This window comes from Flavobacterium sp., assembly GCF_044349645.1.
Lineage (GTDB): Bacteria > Bacteroidota > Bacteroidia > Flavobacteriales > Flavobacteriaceae > Flavobacterium.
Genome location: NZ_JBIKQP010000003.1, coordinates 68,840 through 92,426, shown reverse-complemented (window position 1 = coordinate 92,426; position 23,587 = coordinate 68,840). Strand labels below are relative to the sequence as shown.

The 23,587-nt window shown below is 32.2% G+C and carries 12 protein-coding genes and 1 other RNA gene; 3 read left to right on the top strand and 10 right to left on the bottom strand.

Annotation, left to right across the window (positions count from 1 at the left end):
• Positions 1-27: 27 nt before the first annotated feature.
• On the bottom strand, positions 28-3,042 hold the full coding sequence (locus AC9UFV_RS01400; protein WP_509572003.1) for a T9SS type A sorting domain-containing protein: 3,015 nt from the start codon (positions 3,040-3,042) through the stop codon (positions 28-30).
• 172 nt (positions 3,043-3,214) lie between these two features.
• Positions 3,215-6,163: a TonB-dependent receptor gene (locus AC9UFV_RS01395; RefSeq protein WP_509572001.1), complete on the bottom strand. Its 2,949-nt coding sequence runs from the start codon at positions 6,161-6,163 to the stop codon at positions 3,215-3,217.
• Between the two features lie 285 nt (positions 6,164-6,448).
• Between AC9UFV_RS01395 and htpG the strand changes: the two genes are divergently transcribed.
• Positions 6,449-8,350, top strand: coding sequence for a molecular chaperone HtpG (gene htpG, locus AC9UFV_RS01390; RefSeq protein ID WP_509571999.1), 1,902 nt, complete (start codon positions 6,449-6,451; stop codon positions 8,348-8,350).
• Positions 8,351-8,402: 52 nt separating this feature from the next.
• On the opposite strand, the gene AC9UFV_RS01385 is transcribed toward htpG, so the two are convergent.
• The 4 genes from AC9UFV_RS01385 to AC9UFV_RS01370 all read right to left on the bottom strand — a co-directional run bounded on the left by AC9UFV_RS01385 (position 8,403) and on the right by AC9UFV_RS01370 (position 14,912).
• On the bottom strand, positions 8,403-9,773 hold the full coding sequence (locus tag AC9UFV_RS01385) for a M28 family peptidase (RefSeq protein WP_509571997.1): 1,371 nt from the start codon (positions 9,771-9,773) through the stop codon (positions 8,403-8,405).
• A 92-nt stretch (positions 9,774-9,865) separates the two neighbouring features.
• The gene (locus AC9UFV_RS01380; RefSeq protein WP_509571995.1) at positions 9,866-11,968 is read right to left on the bottom strand and encodes a TonB-dependent receptor domain-containing protein; all 2,103 of its coding nucleotides are present in this window, start codon (positions 11,966-11,968) and stop codon (positions 9,866-9,868) included.
• 130 nt (positions 11,969-12,098) lie between these two features.
• Positions 12,099-13,538: an MFS transporter gene (locus AC9UFV_RS01375; protein WP_509571993.1), complete on the bottom strand. Its 1,440-nt coding sequence runs from the start codon at positions 13,536-13,538 to the stop codon at positions 12,099-12,101.
• A gap of 171 nt (positions 13,539-13,709) precedes the next feature.
• Positions 13,710-14,912, bottom strand: a complete 1,203-nt coding sequence (locus tag AC9UFV_RS01370; RefSeq protein ID WP_509571991.1) for an NAD(P)-dependent oxidoreductase — start codon at positions 14,910-14,912, stop codon at positions 13,710-13,712.
• Between the two features lie 290 nt (positions 14,913-15,202).
• On the opposite strand from AC9UFV_RS01370, the gene AC9UFV_RS01365 reads away from it, so the two are divergent.
• Together AC9UFV_RS01365 and ssrA are read left to right on the top strand one after the other, a co-directional pair.
• Positions 15,203-16,297, top strand: coding sequence for a serine hydrolase domain-containing protein (locus AC9UFV_RS01365; protein ID WP_509571989.1), 1,095 nt, complete (start codon positions 15,203-15,205; stop codon positions 16,295-16,297).
• A gap of 155 nt (positions 16,298-16,452) precedes the next feature.
• Positions 16,453-16,849, top strand: a transfer-messenger RNA (tmRNA) gene (ssrA, locus tag AC9UFV_RS01360).
• Positions 16,850-16,864: 15 nt separating this feature from the next.
• Here the strand turns inward: ssrA and AC9UFV_RS01355 are convergent.
• The 4 genes from AC9UFV_RS01355 to queA all read right to left on the bottom strand — a co-directional run bounded on the left by AC9UFV_RS01355 (position 16,865) and on the right by queA (position 23,477).
• Positions 16,865-18,925, bottom strand: a complete 2,061-nt coding sequence (locus AC9UFV_RS01355; protein ID WP_509571987.1) for a CotH kinase family protein — start codon at positions 18,923-18,925, stop codon at positions 16,865-16,867.
• A gap of 106 nt (positions 18,926-19,031) precedes the next feature.
• The gene (locus AC9UFV_RS01350; protein WP_509571985.1) at positions 19,032-20,801 is read right to left on the bottom strand and encodes a hypothetical protein; all 1,770 of its coding nucleotides are present in this window, start codon (positions 20,799-20,801) and stop codon (positions 19,032-19,034) included.
• Between the two features lie 219 nt (positions 20,802-21,020).
• Positions 21,021-22,295, bottom strand: coding sequence for a kynureninase (kynU, locus tag AC9UFV_RS01345; RefSeq protein WP_509571983.1), 1,275 nt, complete (start codon positions 22,293-22,295; stop codon positions 21,021-21,023).
• A gap of 132 nt (positions 22,296-22,427) precedes the next feature.
• On the bottom strand, positions 22,428-23,477 hold the full coding sequence (gene queA, locus AC9UFV_RS01340; RefSeq protein WP_509571981.1) for a tRNA preQ1(34) S-adenosylmethionine ribosyltransferase-isomerase QueA: 1,050 nt from the start codon (positions 23,475-23,477) through the stop codon (positions 22,428-22,430).
• Positions 23,478-23,587: the final 110 nt, after the last annotated feature.

Below are 23,587 nucleotides of genomic sequence, written 5' to 3'. Positions count from 1 at the left end.
AGGGCTTTTAAATATCTAATCTGTTAATTATCTTTTGATTACTCGGAAAGATTTAGAAATTTCTCCTTGTTTTAATACTATAATGTACATTCCAGATTGGTAGTTAGATCCAAATTCTTGATTGTTAACATCATTGTAATTCAATTTGTGAGATTCCATTAATCTTCCAGTTAAATCATAAGCATTTACGCTTACCTCTTCAGTACTTGTAGATTCAAAACTTAATCTGAAGCTAGTGCTGAATGGGTTTGGATATGATTTTAAAGATGCATTAGCAACTGTAGTAAAAGTATCAGTATCTAAAAATCCTAAACCACCTCCTGTTACTGCAATTGAAGAGCTTCCTGGTCTGTAATCTAATCCAGTATAAACACTTCCGTCTGCATTATTGTATGGTAAAATTAGGATACCTGCATTAGTTATTGGAGTTGCCAAACCTGTATTGTTTGAAGCATTAAACCAGTTAGCAATATTGAAACTTGGATTGTTATTAGTTGTACTTACTTGAACAATTCTAGCTGCATTTGTTATTCCTGCTAAAATGTTGTTTCTGAATTGTAATTCATTGTTCAAAGCATTCAACTCACATGCTCCATTTGGCGCACTTCCTGAACTATCAATGTGAAGACCTTCTGGATAATCCATGAAAATAGAGTTGTAAATGCTCATTTTAGAATTTTTTCTTATACGAGCTGCTCTTTTATAAGCACCTGTTGGCATAGTTCCACCGTTTGGCAATGTTGCTCTGTAAGATGGCCCAATTAATGTACAGTTTGAAAAAACAGTAGTTGTAAATGGAGTAGCATTATCACCTGCATTATTGTTATCTGATTCAAATCCTTCAGAAGTTGAAACTGTTGGAGCATCTGCAACATTTGGATCTCTTACAGCTAAACAGAATTGAACTTTTCCGCTGAATCCATTATCCACATCAAAATCATCATCTAAACCTCTAAAAGCAACTAAGTGTTTGCAATTTACTGCTCCACCGAACCACTCGAATGAGTCATCATTACAATGAGAAACTTGAACATAATCAACAGTAGTTCCAGAACCTACAGCTCCAAAAGTTAAACCATTGATTTCTTGGTTTTGTGCATAAACATATCCTGCGAATTCAATTCTAACATATTTTAATATTCCTGAATTGTCTGTATTGTCAGGAGTTGTTCCTCCACCAAATTGAGTATCTGCACTTGCAGCAATACCTTCAATGTTGTTAACACCATTATTAATGTTTAAGGCTCCTTTACCTAACAATACAATTCCTCCCCAATCTCCTTTTGTTCTTGAACCTACAGCTTTATCAGATGTAAATACAATTGGGCTAGTAGCGGTTCCTTCAGCTATTAATTTAGATCCTTTTGTAATGAATAATCCTGCTCCTGCAGCAGAAGCATCACCACGAACAACAACTCCTGGCTCAATAGTCAAGGTAGCATTGTTTTTTACATAAATTTGGTTTTTCAAATAATAAGTGTTTCCTGCTGTCCAACGAGTATCAGTTGTAATGTTAGCAGTAACATCAACGTTTGGAGCTGGGTAAACCGCATTTTGTGGGTTAAAATTGGTCCAGTTGTCTGTCCACATTGCTACTGGAGCTGGAGCAAATGCTCCACGGTAAGGTACATCTACAATAAGTTGAAAATCATTAAAACTAGCACCTGTTAATGCAATAGAAGTAGCGCTTGGTCTGTAATCCAATCCTGTATAAATACTTCCATTAGTTGTATTGTATGGCAATGTCAATAAACCTGCACTTGTAATTGGAGTTGCTAAACCTGTATTGTTTGAAGCATTAAACCAGTTGGCAATATTGAAACTTGGATTGTTATTAGTTGTACTTACTTGAACAATTCTAGCTGCATTTGTTATTCCTGCTAAAATGTTGTTTTTAAAGTTTAATTCTTCATTCAAAGCATTTAACTCACATGCTCCATTTGGCGCACTTCCTGAACTATCAATGTGAAGACCTTCTGGATAATCCATGAAAATAGAGTTGTAAATGCTCATTTTAGAATTTTTTCTTATACGAGCTGCTCTTTTATAAGCACCTGTTGGCATAGTTCCACCGTTTGGCAATGTTGCTCTGTAAGATGGCCCAATTAATGTACAGTTTGAAAAAACAGTAGTTGTAAATGGAGTAGCATTATCACCTGCATTATTGTTATCTGATTCAAATCCTTCAGAAGTTGAAACTGTTGGAGCATCTGCAACATTTGGATCTCTTACAGCTAAACAGAATTGAACTTTTCCGCTGAATCCATTATCCACATCAAAATCATCATCTAAACCTCTAAAAGCAACTAAGTGTTTGCAATTTACTGCTCCACCGAACCACTCGAATGAGTCATCATTACAATGAGAAACTTGAACATAATCAACAGTAGTTCCAGAACCTACAGCTCCAAAAGTTAAACCATTGATTTCTTGGTTTTGTGCATAAACATATCCTGCGAATTCAATTCTAACATATTTTAATATTCCTGAATTGTCTGTATTGTCAGGAGTTGTTCCTCCACCAAATTGAGTATCTGCACTTGCAGCAATACCTTCAATGTTGTTAACACCATTATTAATGTTTAAGGCTCCTTTACCTAACAATACAATTCCTCCCCAATCTCCTTTTGTTCTTGAACCTACAGCTTTATCAGATGTAAATACAATTGGGCTAGTAGCGGTTCCTTCAGCTATTAATTTAGATCCTTTTGTAATGAATAATCCTGCTCCTGCAGCAGAAGCATCACCACGAACAACAACTCCTGGCTCAATAGTCAAGGTAGCATTGTTTTTTACATAAATTTGGTTTTTCAAATAATAAGTGTTTCCTGCTGTCCAACGAGTATCAGTTGTAATGTTAGCAGTAACATCAACGTTTGGAGCTGGGTAAACCGCATTTTGTGGGTCAAAATTAGCCCAGTTGTCTGTCCACATTGCTGTTGGCGCTGGAGCAAATGCTCCACGATAAGTAGTTGTTTCTAGTTGAGCGTTCATGGAAGCTACAACTAATAAAAGCATTGTAAATAAGTAAAACTTTTTCATGTTAGATTTTTTAATTTATTTTAGGTCAAAAGTAGGCGTGGTATTTAAACAAACTGTTTCTAATTTATTATTTTAACATCAATATTGTGTTTCTAAATTGTTAAGTAAGGTTGCCAAAAAAATAAGGGCCCGAAATACGGACCCTTGTATATAAATATAAAATGCAAATCTTTTAGAAAGAATAATTGATTGAAAATGAAAATGTAGGCCCAAATTTAGTTCTCCAAACTACATCGTCTTCACTAGGATCGAAACCGTTTTTATCTTGTGGATCTCCCAATAAAACAGAATTGAAAAAAGCTGTAGTTCCTGAAACTTTATCCTCGATATCAAACTCGTTGTTTTGGTAGTAAATCAAATCTTGTGCTAGTAAATTCTGAACGTTGAATTTCAATTCTAATTTATTATCCATAAACATTTTTGCAATTTGTATATCTAAAAATGTTCTTCCTTTTTCCCAGAACGCTGGCGTAGCTCCTCCTGGAGTTTGATTTCCATGTATAGCAATTCTATCTCCAACTCTATTCATATTTAAAGTACCTGACCAACCAAACTCTTTATTCATGTATTGAAAACCACCATTAAAAACATATGGTGATTGTCCTTGCATTGGAATATCTCTTAAAGTTGCAGAAGTTACTAAATTAGAAATATCTACTTTAGAACGAATAATTGCCAAATTGGTAAATACAGTTAAATCGTCCAAAATTTTGTTGTTTTCAGTTCCAAAAATCGAACTTACTAACGTTCTGTATTCTAATTCAATCCCACTATTGGTTCCTTCTTTAGCATTTTTGTATTGGTTGGAATTATTAGCTTGCGCTTGAAGTTCAATAGGGTTAGTGAATTGCTTATAAAAAGCAGAAAAAGAAAATAACTGCCCTTTACCTGGGAAAATTTCATATCTAAAATCCAAGTTATTAATTATCGCGATTTTCAAATCTGGATCTCCAGAAGTATTGAATCTCGTGGCACTATCAAAAAATAAGAAAGGTGCTAATTCTCTAAACTCTGGACGGTTTAGTGTTTTAGAAGCACTTAATCTTAAGTTTTGAGTTTTGGTTAAACCATAAATTAAATTGAAAGACGGAAGAAAATCAGTTTGTCTGGCATCTACATTAATTGGAGCTCCAGTATCAGATTTTGAATCCAATATTTGCTTATAACTTTCAATTCTAGCTCCCCAAATGAATCTGAATTTTTTATAAGTGTTATCAAACATTAAGTAACCAGCATCTAGTAAAGAACTTGCTGTATAAGTGTCGTTCCCTTTTGTTCCATCAAATAATGTCAATCCACTTGAGTTCGGTCCTAAAACACCCATGTTCGATGGGCTGAAAATTGTTTCATTAGGTAAAGTTGAAATATTTTGTGAAAAGGTATTATTACCATAATTTACTCCATTTACAATACCTGTAAATTGAACGTAACCCAATTGTCTTGCTTCAAAATTACGAGATCTATTTTGAGTAATTCCACCTATTTTAATATCAGTTGTAAAATCTTCAGATAATTTTATCTTTTTGCTGACATCTAATTTTGCGCTGTAGATATTTTCAATATTTAAAGAAGTAAAAATAGAACCTGGGTAATCGGCACCTACAATGTTAGTTGAAAAATTGGCAACTGGTTGTGAAACTGTTCCATCATCAAATTTAATAAATACGTAATTATTTCTTCTTTCACTAGGAATTTCTCTATTTACATTACTGTAAGATCCTACCCAGTTCAATTTAATTTTACTTTCAGTTAAGAAATGATCTCCACTTAATTGTCCTGTATAAATTTTACTACTAGTAAAAATTCTAGACGTAGTATTTATCCATAATGGATCGCTTTCTTCAACTAAACTACCATTTCTATCTAATACTCTATTTTCAGAAGTAATGCTGTATAAATTCTTAAAATTAAATGAATTATTTGCATCCGCTTTAAAAGAAACATTCCCAATAGCTGCTAACAAGGTTTGAACAATATAATTTTGATCCATTTGATTTGTAACCAATTGGGCAGGTGCGTCGTAGGTTCTTCTGTTTGTCTCGTTAAATACATTAGATCTATTATATGTAATTGAAGATAAGAAACCTATACTCTTGGTTTCATTCAACTTGAAATATCTCCCTAAAGTGTATTGAAAACTAGTATTTGGGCTAAATGCTTTTTCATACAAACTCCAATCTGAAGTAGTAGACTTAGCTAAATCTGCAATTGCTAAAGTACTTGCTTGAGAACGAATTCCTTGCAAAGCTTGGAAACTAGAAACACTTGGAAAAGAAGAAGGCAACCCTTTAGTTCCGTCGTCGATACCAAGCCAATCTGTTTTTCCAGAGGCACTGTATAGTTGTTTTTTTCCTGTAGTAATAGTGTTATAACCAGAACCCAATGAAAGAGTTTCAAAGTTTTTGTCTGGAGTTGCTTTGGTATTTATTTCAATAATTCCTCCTGCAAACTCTCCCGGTAAATCAGGAGTAGCGGTTTTATAAATTACTAAATTATCAAGCATATTTGCTGGAAAGATATCAAATGAGAATGCTTTTCTATCCGGCTCTGTACTTGGTAATGGCGCTCCATTTAAGTAAGTAGTATTATAACGGTCGTTCAATCCACGAATAATAACAAATTTATTATCTTGAACACTCGCACCACTAATTCTCTTTAATACATCAGAAGTTGTTCTATCTGGTGTTCTTTTTATGGTTTCTGCAGAAATACCATCAGATACTCTTGTGCTGTTTTTTTGAACTGATAATAATGAAGCTACAGATTCAGCTTTCATTTTTGTTTTTTTAATAACCACCTCGTTCAATGTGTTGTTTTTTTCTGCCATTGAAACTGTAAGGGTAGTAGTTTCGTCTTTTATGGCGTCAACATCTGAGATAATTTTGGTTTCTAATGTAAAATCAGAAAATTGAAGTTCTTGTTTTCCAACAGGTACATTTCTTATAATAAATTCTCCTGAAGCATCTGTTTGAGTTGCTAATTTTGTGTTTAATACTTTTACTAAAACACCTGGTATGGATTTCCCAGTTCCTTCTTCAACAACTGTACCTTTAATAATTGCGGTTTGAGAATAAATTGTACTTGAAACAAGTACGATTAATAAAGAATAAAAATACTTCATTATTAGTTTTTTTAAATTATGGATTATTATTGAGGCAAAATTAATATCGATTTACTAGTCAAATGTTACCTATTCATTATGAAAAGTTGAATTTTAAAACTTAATGTAAAATTATTGTTAAGATTATAACGAGGTTTACTTACATTGTTAATGTTAAATTTACACAATACCATATATTATAAAATCAAAAGCAATTGAGATTAATATGTTTACGCCAATTTGTCACTTTTTTTTGAATTGGTATTCTATTTGAATAATGAATTTTAAATCTTAAAATTTTAATTTATGACAACTGGAAAAATCAATGTTTCGGTGGAGAATATCTTCCCACTAATAAAGAAATTTTTATACAGCGATCACGAAATCTTTTTGCGTGAGCTAATTTCTAATGGAACTGATGCTACTTTAAAATTAAAACACCTTACGAGTATTGGTGAGGCTAAAGTAGAATATGGCAATCCTATTATCGAGGTTAAAATCGATAAAGAAGGAAAAAAATTACACATTATTGACCAAGGTATTGGTATGACTTCTGATGAAGTTGAAAAATACATCAACCAATTGGCCTTTTCTGGAGCTGAGGAGTTTCTTGATAAATATAAAGATTCTGCCAAAGATTCAGGAATTATAGGACATTTTGGCCTTGGATTTTATTCTGCTTTTATGGTTGCTTCCAAAGTAGAAATAATCACAAAGTCATATAAAGACGAGCCAGCTGCTCATTGGACATGTGATGGAAGCCCAGAATTTACATTGGACCCAAGTGATAAAACAACTCGCGGAACAGAAATTATCTTGCACATCGCTGAGGATTCTTTAGAATTTTTAGAAGATTTCAAAATCCGTGAATTGTTGAACAAATACAATAAGTTCATGCCTATTCCAATTAAATTTGGAACAAGAACAGAAAAAATCGAACAGAAAAAAGGAGAATCTGTTGCTGAAGAAGATAAAGACAACCTATTTACAGAAGTAGAAGTAGATAACATTATCAATAATCCTAATCCAGCTTGGACCAAACAGCCTACAGAATTATCTGATGAAGATTACAAAAACTTCTATCGTGAAGTATACCCAATGCAATTTGAAGAACCGTTATTCCACATTCACTTAAATGTAGATTACCCTTTTAATTTAACTGGAATTTTATATTTCCCAAAATTGGGTTCTGATATGCAAATTCAGAAAGACAAAATCCAATTGTATCAAAATCAGGTTTATGTAACTGATAATGTGGAAGGAATTGTACCCGAATTTTTAACAATGCTAAAAGGGGTAATTGATTCGCCAGACATTCCTTTAAATGTGTCTCGTTCTAGCCTTCAAGCAGATGGCGCGGTAAAGAAAATATCCAATTATATTACTAGAAAAGTAGCCGACAAGTTAAAATCTTTATTTACAGAAAATAGAGAAGATTTCGAGAAAAAATGGAATGATATCAAAATCGTTTTAGAATATGGTATGCTTTCAGAAGATAAATTCTATGAAAAAGCTGGAGCATTTACATTGTATCCAACGGTTGACGATACTTATTTTACTTTGGAAGAATTAAAAGAAAAATTAGCTCCAAATCAAACTGATAAAGATGGAAAACTAGTTGTTTTATATGCATCCAATAAAGAAGCGCAACACAGCTATATCCAAATTGCAAAAAATAAAGGTTATGAAGTTTTACTTCTTGACTCCCCAATTATCTCGCATTTGATTCAAAAAATTGAAAGCGATAATAACACAATGACCTTTGTTCGTGTGGATTCTGATCCAATTGATAAATTAATCAAAAAGGAAGAAACTTCGATTTCTAAATTATCGGATGATGAAAAAGAGAAGCTAAAAACAGTATTAGAAGGATTTGTTCCAAAACAAAAATATTCAGTTCAGATGGAAGCTTTAGACAGTAATGAAGCGCCATTTATAATCACTCAACCAGAGTTTATGCGTAGAATGAAAGAAATGAGTCAGACTGGTGGCGGCGGAATGTTTGGAATGGGTAATATGCCTGAAATGTACAATTTGGTGGTAAATACTAACTCTGAATTGGCTTCCAATATTCTGAATTCTAATGATACTGCAAATCAAGAAAACTTGGTGAAACAAGCTTTAGATTTGGCAAAATTATCTCAGAATTTATTAAAAGGAGAAGAGCTTACGGCTTTTGTAAAACGTAGCTTTGAATTGATAAAATAATCATTTTGAATTAAAATAAAAGACCTGTAATTGCTTACAGGTCTTTTTTATTTTATTGCAATCCGTTTTGGTCTATGAGATACATTAAAGCGGCCATAGTTGCAGCTCCCAATTCTAATTCACGCTTGTTTACGCCGTCAAAATTATCGTTTGCAGCGTGATGATAATCAAAATAGCGTTGTGAATCTGGGTGCAAACCCGCCTTAATTATTTTGGAAGAAGTAAGTGGCTCTATGTCGGCGCCAGAATGTCCTTTAGTAAAACTATGAATTAAATACGGTTCAAATAGGCCTTTCCATGTTTGAATTTTTGCTAGATTTACATCGTCGGTATCAAATGAAAACCCTCGAGGAGTAAATCCACCCGAGTCACTTTCTAAGGCGAAAATATGATTTTCATTATTAGCTTTTGAAAGCTCCTCGTATTTCTTTCCACCACGGCCACCATTTTCCTCATTCATGAACAGTACCGCGCGTATAGTATTTTTAGGTTTGTAACCTATATTCTTAAAAATATTTAAAACCTCCATACTTTGCACTACTCCTGCTCCATCATCCTGAGAACCATCTGCTAAATCCCAAGAATCTAAATGACCTCCAACAACCATAATTCTTTCTGGGTGTTCACTTCCTTTAATTTCCCCAATTACATTATAGGATAAAACATCGTCAAATTGTTGGCACGATTGCTTCAAAAAGAACTTCAAATTAGGATTTGCTTTAAGCGATTTACTCAATAATTCAGCCGCGTTGGTACTAATTGCTGCTGCAGGAATGTATTTATCTTTTGGTAGATCACCATAACTTTGAGCTCCCGTATGAGGAAAATCATCCAGTCTCATGTTCATTGAACGAACAATGGTTGCTACTGCGCCAAACTTTGAAGCTTCTTTAGCACCACCAAATCTTTGATCTACACAACCTCCGTAAGAAGTAAATGTTTCAATATTATCAGCTTGCATAGGACGATTGAAAAATACAATTTTACCTTTAATTTTATCTTCCCCTAATTCAGCTATTTCTTTAATGGATTTTACTTCAATAACGGAGGCTGTAATTCCATTTTTAGGAGTTGCAATCGAACCTCCAAGAGCGCAAACAGGAATGTTGATTTTTGATTTATTGTCTAAAATATATGCGACTTCTTTTTCGCCACGAACCCATTTAGGCACCATCACTTCTTGAAGATAGACTCTGTCTAAACCCAAAGCTTCTAATTGTGCTTTGGTATATTCTACTCCTTTTTGAGCACCCTCAGAACCGGATAAACGAGCACCAACTTTATTTGATAAATCGTCCAGCCAGGAGTAACATTTCGAATTGGTTAAAGCTGACTTATAAATTTCTTTGAACTTGATTTCATCACTGCTTTGCGCAAAAGTTACTGTCGAAAAAAGGAAAAAAGAGTAAAATATATTTTTCATAAACTAATTTTAATTTAGTAAAAATAGGATATTAAAACAATTATACCAAACGTAAGTTTGTAAAGCTAAATGCAAAAATCAATTATCAAGGATTAATTTCCAATAATACCAGTCTCTTCTTTTTTATCATTATTTAATAAAATAGGAGTTTCTTTGGCTAATTTATTTTTAGTTGGAATTTTGTAATTTAAACTAAAACCAAAACGACGCGTATCCAATTTATTGTTTGACAACAAAGGGGTGTTGTAGGCCAAAAATTCTGATTGATTGGTGTTAAAAACATCATCAACATTAATTGAAACTGACAATTGATCATTTAAAAACTTCTTAGAAAATGTTAAGTCTAGGGTATTATTAAACGGTTTATTTGCTATGAAATAATAGTAATTTCCTTTAGCAGTAATATAACTGAAATTGGCAACAAACTTAATTTTACTTGGCAATACCAATTGTGACATTAAATTATAAACCCAAAATCCTTTGGTTTCAATTGATGGTAATTGGTGCAACTGGTAACCTGCATAAACAAAAAGGAAGTTCATTTCATCAGGATTGACGTTCATTTTCATTGTTTCAGCAAAACCTTTGGTAAACAACATATAAGGTATCGGCATTCCAATATTTAAATTGTGTACTTTAACCTCGGGTGCATTTTCATTAGTATTTACAACTATATTCGAATTCAAACTCAATCTTTGTATCACTTGATTCTTTGATCTGCTTAATGAATATCCAATAAATGCATAATCATAAGCGCTCAATTTCACTTCATAATTATCATATATTGTAGGTTGTAAATTTGGATTTCCAACAGTACTTACGTTTTGATTTTGATAAGTCGTATTGTTTGGATTTAAAGCAGATGTACTTGGCAAAGTGATTTTCTTATTGTAATTTAAATTAAAGAAAACGGACTTATTAAAATTATACTGAGCACTTGCATTTGGGAAGAAACGAAACTGTTTGAAAGGAGTTAATTCATTTGTATTTGTTTTTCCTGTAATGTTGTAATCTTCAGCTCTACCGCCAAGAATAAAGCTTAAGTTATTGAATTTGGTTTGTAATTCGAAATAACCTGCGGTCGTTTTTCTTTCGTATTCCAAATTAACTACTGACCTATTTTTTGTTTGAAAACTCAATACTTCATACAAACTCCCAAAGCTCAATTTACCTTCGTCAGAGAAAGAAATTGGTTGGGAATAGTCAAACTTCAAGTTAGACAATTTTTGATCAGATGAGTTCTCCAAATCTAAAGTAGAACCCGTTGTATTAAAGTTAAAACTATTTTGATTTCGGTTGAAATTATATCTAAAATCTAATTTTTTAGTTTTGTCTGAAAATCGTTTTTGATAAGTAGCTACCGCATCTTGTCTCCAACCTTTAGAATCTGATTGATCTTGTGAAGAAAAACCAGGTCCGTTTGTTAACGTTGCATTTCCATTGTTATTATGATTTAAATCGTAGTTAAGCAACAATCGGTCTTTTTTAAAATCAAATGTCAAAGCTGATTTTAGAAAGTTGTTTCTTCCAGTTCTGTCGGTTGCTGTAGAAGTAATTACTGATTGACCACCATTTTCTTCTTTGTATAAAGTAGCCCAAACTGCACTTTCTCGATAGTTTTGACCCATATTTAATTGCCATCCGAAGTACTTATTTTTGGCATTCAACAAAACACTATTATTAACTCTCCATCTTAAATGATCATAATTGGTAACATTAACACTATTGGTATAGGTTGCACTTAGAAAATTTTTTGCATTTTTATTGGTAATGATATTTAGAATTGCACCACCTGAAGTTGCAGGAAATTCAGCTCCTGGCTGGGTAATTATTTCTATTTTTTCAATTGCATTTGCCGGCATTCCTTCTAAAAACCCATTCAATTCATTCGACGAAATATTTAGAGGTCTTCCGTCCATAAAGACGTCAAGTTGCTTTCCTTGGTACATCATTCCGGCAATATCGGAAGCGATTAATCCGGGTAGTTTTTTTAATCCTTCTAAAACAGAACCTGAATTCAAACTAGGCTGATTGGCAAAATCAAAAATGGTTCGATCTGCTTTTTGTTCAATTGCTTTTTTGGTTTTAACAATTGTAACTTCTTTTAATTCTTCGGCTTTTTTATTGTTCTCTTGGGCAGATAAATTAAGTGCGGTGCACAAAAAGAGGGCGTGTAAAATATTAATTTTTTTCATTGTTAGATTTCGTTTTATTGAAAACGAATAAAAAGTGTTTTTGTTACAATAATAATGTTGATGCTTCTTTCAAATAAAAAAAGGATTTGCAAAAATACAAATCCTTTTAATAAAATAATGTTAATTATTATTAATGACCGCCTGAAACTGGCTTGTCAAAATCAATGCCTTGATCTTTCAATATTCCACTAACTTTCCAAGCATAAAATGCCAAGTATGCAAAACACAATACTCCAACAATATAGCTACTTTGAATCCCAATACTTTCAGAAAGTACCCCTTGTGCCCAACTTACAATTCCACCTCCCATAATCATCATAATTAAGAAACTACTTCCTTGGCTGGTGTTTTTCCCTAATCCGCTAATCGCTAATGTAAAGATACAAGGCCATAAAGTACTACAAAACAAACCTACACTTGTAAATGCATAGACACTTGTTATTCCAGAAGTTGCCATTCCAATTGCTAAAGCTGCAATTCCTAAGATAGAGAAAATAAGTAACATTCTAGCAGGATTTCCTTTACTTAATATATCAGCAGCTATCAAAACTAAAATAATTAAACCGTATACATAAAAAGGAGTTAAATCGTGTTTTGCAATTGCGTTTACCAATAAAAATACACCAAATGCTAAATAAGGAGCAAGGAATTTAAATATTTTTTGAAGGTTCATATCATTGGTGAAAGCCCCAACAGCTCCAGTCCAACGACCAATCATTAAACTCGCCCAATACAATGAAATGTAAGGAGCAATGTCTTGCATTTTGTATTCCAAATCGATTTCCATGTAGGCTGGAAGGTTACTTGCCGTTGAAACCTCAACACCAACATATACGAAAATCGCTATCATTCCCATTATTAATTGTGGGTATTTTAATGCTGAACTTCTAGACGAATTTAATTCATTTTTAACCTCAACCACAGCTTCTGGTTTATCGGGTATAGAAGAAAATTTCAATAATATTGCTACTAATAAAAATGCCAATCCTAAAACTAAGTAGGGGATTTTCACACTTTCAATACTCATTTCAGTTTCTGCACCTGCCACACTAGAACCAAAAATAGCAAAACTAACCACCAATGGACCAATTGTAGTTCCAAAATTATTGATTCCTCCTGCCAATGTTAATCTTTGAGAACCGGTTGTAATTGGTCCCATGGCAATCGCTAAAGGATTTGCAACGGTTTGCTGCAATGAAAATCCTAATGCTACTATGAATAAACCAGACAACATTAAATTGAATGAACCGGTATTTGCGGCAGGATAAAACAACAATGTTCCTAAAGCTGATATTCCTAAACCTAGAGCTAGACCATTTTTGTATCCTATTTTGTTTACTAGATCTTCCTTCATTATTAAAGAAATCCCCATATAAATAAGGGAACCTACGGTGTAGGCTATATAAAATGCCAATGAAACTAATTGGCTTTGACCTTGAGTCAAATCGAATGCTTTTTTAAATACTGGAATAAGGATGTCGTTACTAGCTGCAACAAATCCCCAAAAGAAAAAAACGGTAACTAAGGGAATAAATTGGCCCCATTTGGTTTGAACATTTTCTGAATTCATAAATTTGGTTTAAAAGTTGGTTAAAAATAAATCTTTAAAATTTAATAAATTAATTTTTGAAATAAATATTAATATTTGATAAATATACATTTATATAAAAAGAATATATAATATTTACTTGATAAATTTATTAACGAAATCGATTTCTGAATTTTTGAATATAGCAAACGACTATTTGCCGTCAACAAAATCCTGTAAATATTGGAATCTTTCTGTAAGTTTTCCGTTTTCCGTAATTTTAGCTCTTTGCAGAATTCCGTCTTTATCGCCATTAAAAAAAGCTGGAATTACATTTTTCATGAACATTTCGCCAAAACCTTCGCTAGCATCCTTAGGTAATTCACATGGCAAATTATCAACAGACATAACCACAATTGCTGCAGGATGAAATACATCTACTTCTTTATGTTCGCTTGGTAAATATCCAAAAAGTGGTTCCGCAATTGTAGAAGCTTTAATTGTACAAGCTATTGGTCCATTAACATCACAAGAGATATCGGCAACAATCTTAATTTTACAATCATTTGCTTTAAGCATTTCTTGAGTTAAAATATAAGGAGCATCATTTCCATAAAAATGCCCGGCAATAAATATATCAGATACTTTAGTGAATCGTTCAAAATCCGAAGTGTATTCGGTAGGATTAGAGTAAAAATCGCTCTTTCCTGATACTTTACCATCTTTACGCTTGTTATAGTCCAATACATCAATTTGAACATAAACAGGTTCGGAATATTTTTTCGATAGAAAATTCTCTACTGAAACTTCCTTCATTTTCATAGCGTCTAGAATTTCTTTAGCGCCATTCCCAACTTTTCCGCAACCCGTTAAAACTATTTTAATAGGAGGTAATACTTGTCTTTTTAGTTTGGTAACTAACTCCTCTTTTCCTGCAAGTGTTTCTGCTTTTGGCATTGTAAATAACCCAAATTTAATTCCAAATGCTCTAAAAGCATTGTAAGTTCCAACAATTCCAGCATATCTTCCAAATCCAATCAGTCGATTATAATTAGCGTCAACGATAGTTTCGTGATCGTAGAAATCGATATTTTTTTCAAGAAGGGCTTGTAATAGTTTTCTATTGTAGGGTTGTTTTTTTATTGTGTGGGAAAAAAAGAAATATTTTTTATTTGGAATTAATGCGTCAACTGGAACTTCTTTAACACCAAATAAAACATCACATGAGCTCATATCATTAGTAACATTAATTCCAAGATTGGAGTATTTTCCGTCTAGAAAAATTCTAATATCGGAACTTTCCACTTCAATTTCAGCAGTTGGAAACTCACTTTTTAATTGCTTCAATTCTTCAGGAGAAAAAACAACTCTTCTGTCTGGTGGATTTTTTCTTTCTTTTATGATTCCGAATTTCATTCTTTAATTTCTTTAATTTTCATTCAAAAGTAAGCTTAAGTAAATGGATCTCAAAATTTATTTTATTAAAAAAAAATCGTTTATAATTGAAAAACAACCCCTTATATTTTGGCATGTTTTTTTTAATCATTTATATCTATATATGGGTTTGAAAATAAATAACTTTCCTATATATTTGTTGTTTCCCTTATCCAATGACAAAAAAAACGCCACTAATTTTTATTAAAATAATCTTTATCTTATTTCTATGTTTGTCTTGCAAAAGCCAAAATGAAAAAAATCTAGAATCTTTGATTTCTTCTTTAGAAATGACCCCAAACGATTCTGTTTATCCTAAATTGACTGATTCTTATATCAATTCTAAAAAATATAAAATTGAGCATTTTTTCAATAAAAATTGGCCTTCAAAAAACAACAACATTAGTTTTTTAGTTGCTAAAGACGGTCAAATAATTTACGAGAATTACTCTGGTTTTGGTGATGTAAGAAAGAAAACTCCGATTACTAGTAAAACTCCAATCCACATAGCATCGGTGAGTAAAGTATTAACGGCTGCAGCTATTTTAAAACTAATAAATGCTGGTGAAATTGAATTAGATCAAAAAGTAACAACCTTATTAAAAGGGTTTCCCTATCCTGATGTTACTATAAAAAATCTACTAAGTCATAGAAGTGGAATGCGCAATTACGCCTATTTTACTGATGATAGAAAAATTTGGGACAACCATAAAATCATGAGTAATCAAGATATTTTGAACATCATGATTAATAAAAAAATAGGTCTGGAAAGTAAAATAAATACTAGATTCCAATATTGCAATACCAATTATGCAATGTTGGCATTAATTATAGAAAAAGTTACTGGGATAAGTTATCCTGAAGCAATGAAATCGATGATTTTTGATCCATTGGGAATGAAACATACATTTGTTTTTGATTATAAAAAAGATAAAACGGTAATTACTCCTTCTTACAAAGTTAGCGGAATGCAAATCGCTTTTGATTTTTTAGATGCTATATATGGAGATAAGAATATTTTTTCTACTCCTCAAGATTTGTTGCTTTTTGATTTGGCTAAAAATTCAAAATATTTTTTAACTCCGGAATTGAGAAATCAAATTTACCAAGGTTGTAGCAACGAACATAAAGGGCAAAAAAATTATGGGCTTGGAATTAGAATGATCAACTTTGAAACGGGACAGAATTTTTATTTTCACAACGGTTGGTGGCATGGGAATATGTCATCTTATGTGACTTTAATTAAAGAAAATGTTACCATTATTGCACTAACCAATAAATCCATGAAAAGCGTTTATAACATTAAAAAAATAGCGCCATTATTTGGAGATTATCCTTTTAAAGTTGAGGATGAGTTGGAGGAGTAAGGTAATTGACTGTTAGACAATAGATTGTTAGATAATAGAGTCAAGAAAAAGATTCAACCGAATTGAAAAGTCTATCATCTGTTCGTCTATCTTCTTTTTCAAAAATCTTAAATCTTTAATCTTAATTCCTTATTCGTATATTTGCAGTTCTATTTGGGGTCGACTGGTTTTGACAGCAAGTCGAATTGAAAAGTAAGCACGCCGAGAACTGGGACAATTCTCGTTAATAAAAGGTTTCAAAACATTTACACGGCGAAGGAAACTACGCTCTTGCTGCATAATCTGAATCATAGTAAGATTAGCCTCGTCCTACAAGGTAGGAAAGCAGGATTCACCACGAAAGCTTTGGTTTATGGCGGTCGATAAAGGTGAATCGTAAATTTAAACCTAGATTTTCATGAGCTTCGGGTGGATTTCGAAAATAAAGAAGATAAGTGTTGTGCGACTGTTTCTGGTCAAACACAACATCGAAAATTCAATCAGGAAATAAGCGTGTAGAAAGCTCTTTAGTTGCTTGTTTGGACCCGGGTTCGATTCCCGGCGATTCCACAAAAAAAGACAAACTTACTAGTTTGTCTTTTTTATTATTTTTCTAATTGTAATTTTATTGTTTTGGTTTATTTTTAATAAATAAATCCCATTCGCATAATTTCCAAAATCAATTGAATATAAATTTGAATTTACTTCAACCCTATTTATAATTCTACCTTCTAAATCTAGAACTTCTATTTTTGAAATATCATTTGGCGAATTAATATTTACTACATCATAAGTAGGATTTGGAGAAACTATAATACTGTTTGAGATCTCAATTTCAGGAATGGCTAGAGTATTTGTTGCGATCCAACTGGAAGCTAAATTATTGTCTAACGCAGTATCAATCAATTGAAGATAACTTCCACCACCATCAGCAGTTGTAGGCCAAGGTGCACTATCGTAATAAAAAACATTATCGATAGTATTACCAAATGCATCAGATAATATTAAATTTTGGTTGCTGTTTGATAAATTTCTAAAAAATTCACCAAATGGACTAAATCCATATCTACTCAAAAAAGTAGCAGCATTACTTGCTAAATACAAACTTGAATTTGCAGCAAGGGTACTATTTGATGGAAACTGATACGAAAGCCCTAAACCATTAAAATAGATTCCTGTTAAATTTATTGGTTGGTTACCGGTATTTTTTATTTCAATAAACTCTTGGTTATTACTAGTAAACCCTGTAATTGCCACTGGATTATAATTTATTTTTGTGATAACTAATGGAGGAGTTGTTATTGAATTACAACTTGAAAAATCGCTTAAATTATTATTCATCCAAGAAATTCTCGCTAACAAAAAAGTTTTAATGGTATTTACTTGATTTGCATGTACACCAATAGTACTCCACCTAGTTTGTTCTCTAACAACAGCTGGGGCAATTAAGGAAACTGTATTGTCAATTAATGTATTTAGAGTTGTAATATTCATTGGTTTTCCTGGCTGAGTAAGTTCATTCCAGCGTTTTGCTAAGTAGCATTTGAATTGAGGACTTAAGTAAAGATCTTTCCAGAATTTAGCTCCATCATTTCCACCATCAGAAAATTGCCATACATTGGGATGACTTCGGTCGAAGCCCCATAAAAATAAATCGTTACCATAAGTTAAATTAAAATCCCAAATAGGTCCCGCTCTTAATTTTCCATTTCTGTCTTTGTGAAAAAAAGTACTAAAATGATATCCATCAGGATTACTCGCTAGTTCATTGGATAACATAAAATCTACAAAAGAAGGGATATCTATAATTGAAGGATAACCATCTTCAGGGGAAAAATTATTTACAGCTGTTGTACTGGCTAGTCTATTAAATTCATTTTGAATATAATTGTTTTGTTGCACAGTAACTTCTGTTGGTTTCGGCAATTCGTGAATAAAAACAGCATCATTCCCCGAAACATAGGATGGCATAGTCCAAGCTACAGGATCTCCACCAGTTAATTTATCAGATTTGGTAATATATCCTCCTGAGAGCTCAGGCATTGTATTTTGAGTAGTAGTAATTTTGGTGACATTTACTCTTTGAGAATCTGCTTTTATTTTTTCTTGAAGTAAATATAAACCTCTATAATCTCCATTTACAATTAATTCACAGTAGACAGTTCGAGGAGCATAATTACCCATATTTCTAGAAATAGCATACGAAATATAATCTCTTATTAATGATGGTTCAAATGCTAATCCGTTCAATACCCAATCATTTTCTGAAGGCATCCCAAGCAAAGAAACATTATTGTTTGAAACATTATCTGCTAATCTTGTTGTTAATCCATAACTTTTTTTCTCTACAGATTGTGAACTAGATCCTCTAATTTCAATATCTATTCTTCCATTATAATTTAAGGAAGCTGCATTATTTTGATCGGTGACAAAATTTTGAATTCCGGGTCCATTATATATAATTTTCATATTCGCTAGTATTCTAGGATCGTCAAGAATAGTAGCAGAATTATCAGTGTTTATTATAATTATCGGGAGGTTACTACTTGTAAATACTTGAGAAAAGGTACTTAACCGAATAAATACTAATAGAATAATTAGAATTAGATTACGAATAATTTTTTTATTAAAAACTCTACTGTTTTGCATATTTAGTAATTGGTTGATTTCTTGTAAAAATACTTAAAAAAAATCATAATAAATATTAATTAAGCAAAATATCCTATTTAAGTAGCGTTATTTGATTAAAATAAAATTATTGATATTTAACCAATTCTGGTTTTGAGATTCCAAAACTTTCTAATCCAAAATCATTGGTTCGAATAGCATTTGTTTTAAATAATGAACCACCATCAAGTGGTAAATTGGGATAATAAGAAAATGAGAATTGAAAGGATTTGAATACCAAATAATCATTACTAATGATTACTCCCACTCCTATTTGTGAGTATACTTTACTAGAAAATATTTTTTGATTATCATCGCCAATTAATCCCATTGTGTATCTAAAATAGGGATTCAAACGAAATCCTGTAACTCTCCAAGGAGAATATCCTTGCGTTTGAAAACTGATTAATAATTTTTTAGTTCCAAATAGAGATTGGCTGTTGAAACCATTAATTCCTGAGTCGCCATTAAGTGTAATTCTATCTGAAAGTACGTTGGGCCTGTTCATCCCAATAACCACTTCTGGATTTACGAATTGCCGTAATTTCCAACTGCCAATTTCTTTCAATTCAGTAAAATAAATGGCTTTAAAAACTGCTGCACTTTCTTCAATTGTTCCATTATTAAAATAAGTTCCATACTCAAAGTTAGTTCCTAAGTATCCAAAATTGAAGAAGTTTCCAAATGAAGCTTTTCCTCCAATATAAGTTCTATTGATTTTATTTTTATTCTGAAATCCAGCCGTTAAAGTGTAAATAAAACCAGAAGCAATATCTTCAACAATATTAAAATTGAAAATATATTTATCCTGAATAAACTTTCTTGAAGCAATTCCAATACTTGCAATATATAATTTTTCATTAGTGAAAGTCCCTAGAATGTCATTGATAATTATCGGGCTTTCAATAAAATTTTTATTGAAAAACCGTGCCGTTGTGAAGAAATTAGTACTGCGTTCGTATTCAGAATTTCCTTTGAATAGTCTTACAGAATGTCCCGCCCAATAATCGCGATAATTGGCTTTATAACGCTGAAGCTCTTGAGTTTGAGCGGGTGTAAAAGTTAATTGACTTCCATAAACTTGACTCAAGGAAAATCCCCCAGCCCATTTTGTAAACGTAGAATAAAAAGGCCTTTCAACGCTAAGCATTTTGGTATAATTTTGATTAAAATCAATTGAATATGCTAGTGTTGTTTTTATAAATGTATTTCTAATATTTGGTATGATATAACTTCCACTATAACCGTCGTGAACTCCCACAAAATTTTTGGAATAGGAATTAGAAAATTCATGTCCAAGTCCAAAAAAGTTCTTTTCACTTAATATAAATGTTGATTGAGTATTGGTAAGGTCTAACTCGGGAAGCGCACTCCATGAATCCAATATTCGAATAGAGATATCAACAGAATCTTTAGAAACCAATCGTGTATTTAAAGCCAATTCACTCACATACCATTGGCTTCTGATTAAACGTGCAGATTCTTTTACCAATAAGGAGTCTAAGGGTTCGTTTTCCCTCATTAATAGTAAATTTTTGATAGCTAATTTTTTGGTTTTTATATGAAGTGAATTTCCTGCTCTTAAAAAAAAATTTTTAGGTGTTTCTGTGCTATCATTTGCTGAATAACCAAATGGATCGAAGGTATTTATGTTAATATTTCGGATTATTTTACCTTCGTACGTAGCAAAATTTGTCTTTCTAACTTTATTGAACGTATTTTTTTTTGTTTCTGGTTTGTAAATAGGTTCAAAGATAAGTTTGTAAATAAATTTAGTGAATTTATGCTTATTAGAATACACCTCAATTTTGCTGTATTTTTTAGTTTCCTCTATAGTTTTCGTAGTGTCTTGTGCCATTGATATATGACAGCTAAAAAGAACTAAAGAAACTATTAGATATCTAAAAAACATGGTTGGTTTAAATTAATGTTTGAGTGGTCTTTGAGCGCTTTTCAAAAAGCTATTTCGCTAAGTTAAACAAAGGTACCCAAAGATTCACTAAATTAATTTAAATTTCATTAGTCTTTGTGTATTCTTTTAGCGCTTTGTGAAATAACTTTCAACTGAAGTTTCTGTTTATTTTAAAATCCCTCGTTTTAATATTTGACCAAACTCATACATGTCTTCAAAAGAACAATACAATGGTGCTGGTGCAAATCGGATTACGTTTGGCTCTCTCCAATCAACAATAACACCATTTGACATTAAATAATCAAAAAGTGATCTTCCTTCTCCATGCAACAATACTGACAACTGACTTCCACGTTGACTAGGATCTGCGGGTGTAATTATCTCAAAAGACCCTTTTACCTCCTTGGAAATTTCTAGTATGATAAATTCTAAATAAGAGGTGATTTTGTTTCTTTTCTCAATAATGGCGTCCATACCAATCTCATCAAACATTTCTACCGATGCTAAATAAGGCGCAAGAGAAAGTACAGGTAAACAACTAACTTGCCATCCATTTGCACCGCGTACAGGATCAAATTTAGGTTCCATTTTAAAACGTCTTTCTTTATTATGACCCCACCAACCAGCAAATCTGTTAAGATTCATATTGTTATGATGTTTTTCATGAATAAAACACCCGGAAGCATTTCCTGGTCCGGAATTCATGTATTTATAGCTACACCAGCAAGCGAAATCCACATCCCAATCGTGTAATTCTAATTTGATGTTTCCTGCGGCATGGGCTAAATCCCAGCCAACAAAAGCACCTACTTTATGTCCAGCTTCTGTGATTTTTTTCATATCAAAAACCTGCCCGGTGTAATAGTTTAAGCCACCTATTAATACCAAAGCCAATTCGTCATCGATCTCTTCAATCTTAGCTAAAATATCTTCTAATCGAAGATTGTGTTCTCCTTCTCTACGGTGAATTTCCACAATTGCATCATCAGGATTATAACCATGAAATTGCACTTGGCTTTGCATCATATATTGGTCACTTGGAAACGCTTTGGCTTCACAAAGAATTTTAAATTTTTTAGGTTGTGGTTTATAAAATGACACCATTAACAAATGAAGATTCACCGTCAAGGTATTCATAACTGTAACTTCAGAAGGCAAAGCGCCAACAATATTACTTAATGGTTTAGCAAATCGCTCGTGGTAATCCAACCAAGGTTTTTCAGCATAAAAATATCCTTCAACAGCTAGATTTTGCCAATCGTTCATAATATCATCCACATATTTTTTGGCTCGAGTGGAAAGCAATCCGAGAGAATTACCTGTAAAATATATTGCCTGCTTACCATTAACTTTAGGAAAATAAAACTCTTTTCTATATTCTTTTAAATGGTCTTGAGAGTCAAGTTCTTTAGCAAATTCAAGTGTATTTTGGAATGTCATAAATTCATTTTTTATAGTTGTAAAAATAGAAAAAATATAGCACCTATGAATTTAAAAAATCAGAATTAATTTTGTGTAAACAAAAAAAATCTCGACTTTTCAGACGAGATTTTAAATAGGTATCAATTTTAATTAGATGATTAACATAGCATCTCCATAAGAATAAAATCTATAATTTTCTTTTACCGCAATTTCATAGGCTTCTTTCATTAAATCGTGACCACAAAAAGCTGAAATCATCATTAATAAAGTTGATTTAGGAGTATGAAAATTGGTAATCATACAATTTGCGATACTAAAATCGTGTGGAGGGAAAATAAACTTATTTGTCCAACCATCAAATGGATTTAATGTTCTTTGTGAAGAAACAGAGCTTTCAATTGCACGCATTGAAGTAGTTCCTACAGCGCAAATACGTTTTTTACCAAGTTTAGCAGCATTCACAATATCACAAGCCTCTTGAGATATTTTTAGTTCCTCAGAATCCATTTTATGTTTCGATAAATCTTCTACTTCTACTGGATTAAAAGTCCCTAAACCAACGTGTAAAGTTACTTCAGCAAATCCAACTCCTTTGATTTCTAACTTTTTCAAAAGGTGTTTCGAAAAGTGTAATCCTGCAGTTGGAGCAGCTACAGCACCTTCTTCTTTAGCATAAATTGTTTGATAACGATCCGCATCTTCTGGAGTTACTTCTCTGTTAATATATTTTGGGATTGGAGTTTCTCCTAATTCAGTCAATTTTTTTCGGAATTCATCATAAGGCCCATCAAAAAGGAAACGCAATGTTCTTCCGCGAGAAGTGGTGTTGTCGATTACCTCAGCAACAAGTAAATCATCATCACCAAAATACAATTTATTTCCAATTCTGATTTTACGCGCTGGATCAACTAAAACGTCCCAAAGGCGTTGCTCAGCATTCAATTCTCTTAACAAGAAAACCTCAATTCTCGCTCCTGTTTTTTCTTTATTTCCGTACAAACGGGCTGGAAAAACTTTAGTGTTATTAAGAATCATTACATCTCCATCATCAAAATAATCGATAACATCTTTGAACATTTTATGCTCAATGGTTTTCTTTTCACGGTTGATAACCATTAATCGAGATTCATCTCTGTTTTCTGCTGGAAATTCAGCTAATAGTTCTTTAGGTAAATTGAATTGAAAATGTGATAATTTCATTTAGAATAAATTATAAGTTATGGATTTTGAGATTAATTCAAAATCGTGTGCAAATATACGATTGTGAGACAGGCGTTGTCAAGTGTTTTGGAGTTTATTTTTGAAATGAG

Coding starts and splice junctions, on each gene's coding strand:
- queA (WP_509571981.1), bottom strand. CDS start 23,477: ATGAAATTATCACATTTTCAATTCAATTTACCTAAAGAACTATTAGCT.
- AC9UFV_RS01400 (WP_509572003.1), bottom strand. CDS start 3,042: ATGAAAAAGTTTTACTTATTTACAATGCTTTTATTAGTTGTAGCTTCC.
- AC9UFV_RS01385 (WP_509571997.1), bottom strand. CDS start 9,773: ATGAAAAATATATTTTACTCTTTTTTCCTTTTTTCGACAGTAACTTTT.
- AC9UFV_RS01375 (WP_509571993.1), bottom strand. CDS start 13,538: ATGAATTCAGAAAATGTTCAAACCAAATGGGGCCAATTTATTCCCTTA.
- kynU (WP_509571983.1), bottom strand. CDS start 22,295: ATGACATTCCAAAATACACTTGAATTTGCTAAAGAACTTGACTCTCAA.
- AC9UFV_RS01350 (WP_509571985.1), bottom strand. CDS start 20,801: ATGGCACAAGACACTACGAAAACTATAGAGGAAACTAAAAAATACAGC.
- AC9UFV_RS01395 (WP_509572001.1), bottom strand. CDS start 6,163: ATGAAGTATTTTTATTCTTTATTAATCGTACTTGTTTCAAGTACAATT.
- htpG (WP_509571999.1), top strand. CDS start 6,449: ATGACAACTGGAAAAATCAATGTTTCGGTGGAGAATATCTTCCCACTA.
- AC9UFV_RS01355 (WP_509571987.1), bottom strand. CDS start 18,925: ATGCAAAACAGTAGAGTTTTTAATAAAAAAATTATTCGTAATCTAATT.
- AC9UFV_RS01370 (WP_509571991.1), bottom strand. CDS start 14,912: ATGAAATTCGGAATCATAAAAGAAAGAAAAAATCCACCAGACAGAAGA.
- AC9UFV_RS01380 (WP_509571995.1), bottom strand. CDS start 11,968: ATGAAAAAAATTAATATTTTACACGCCCTCTTTTTGTGCACCGCACTT.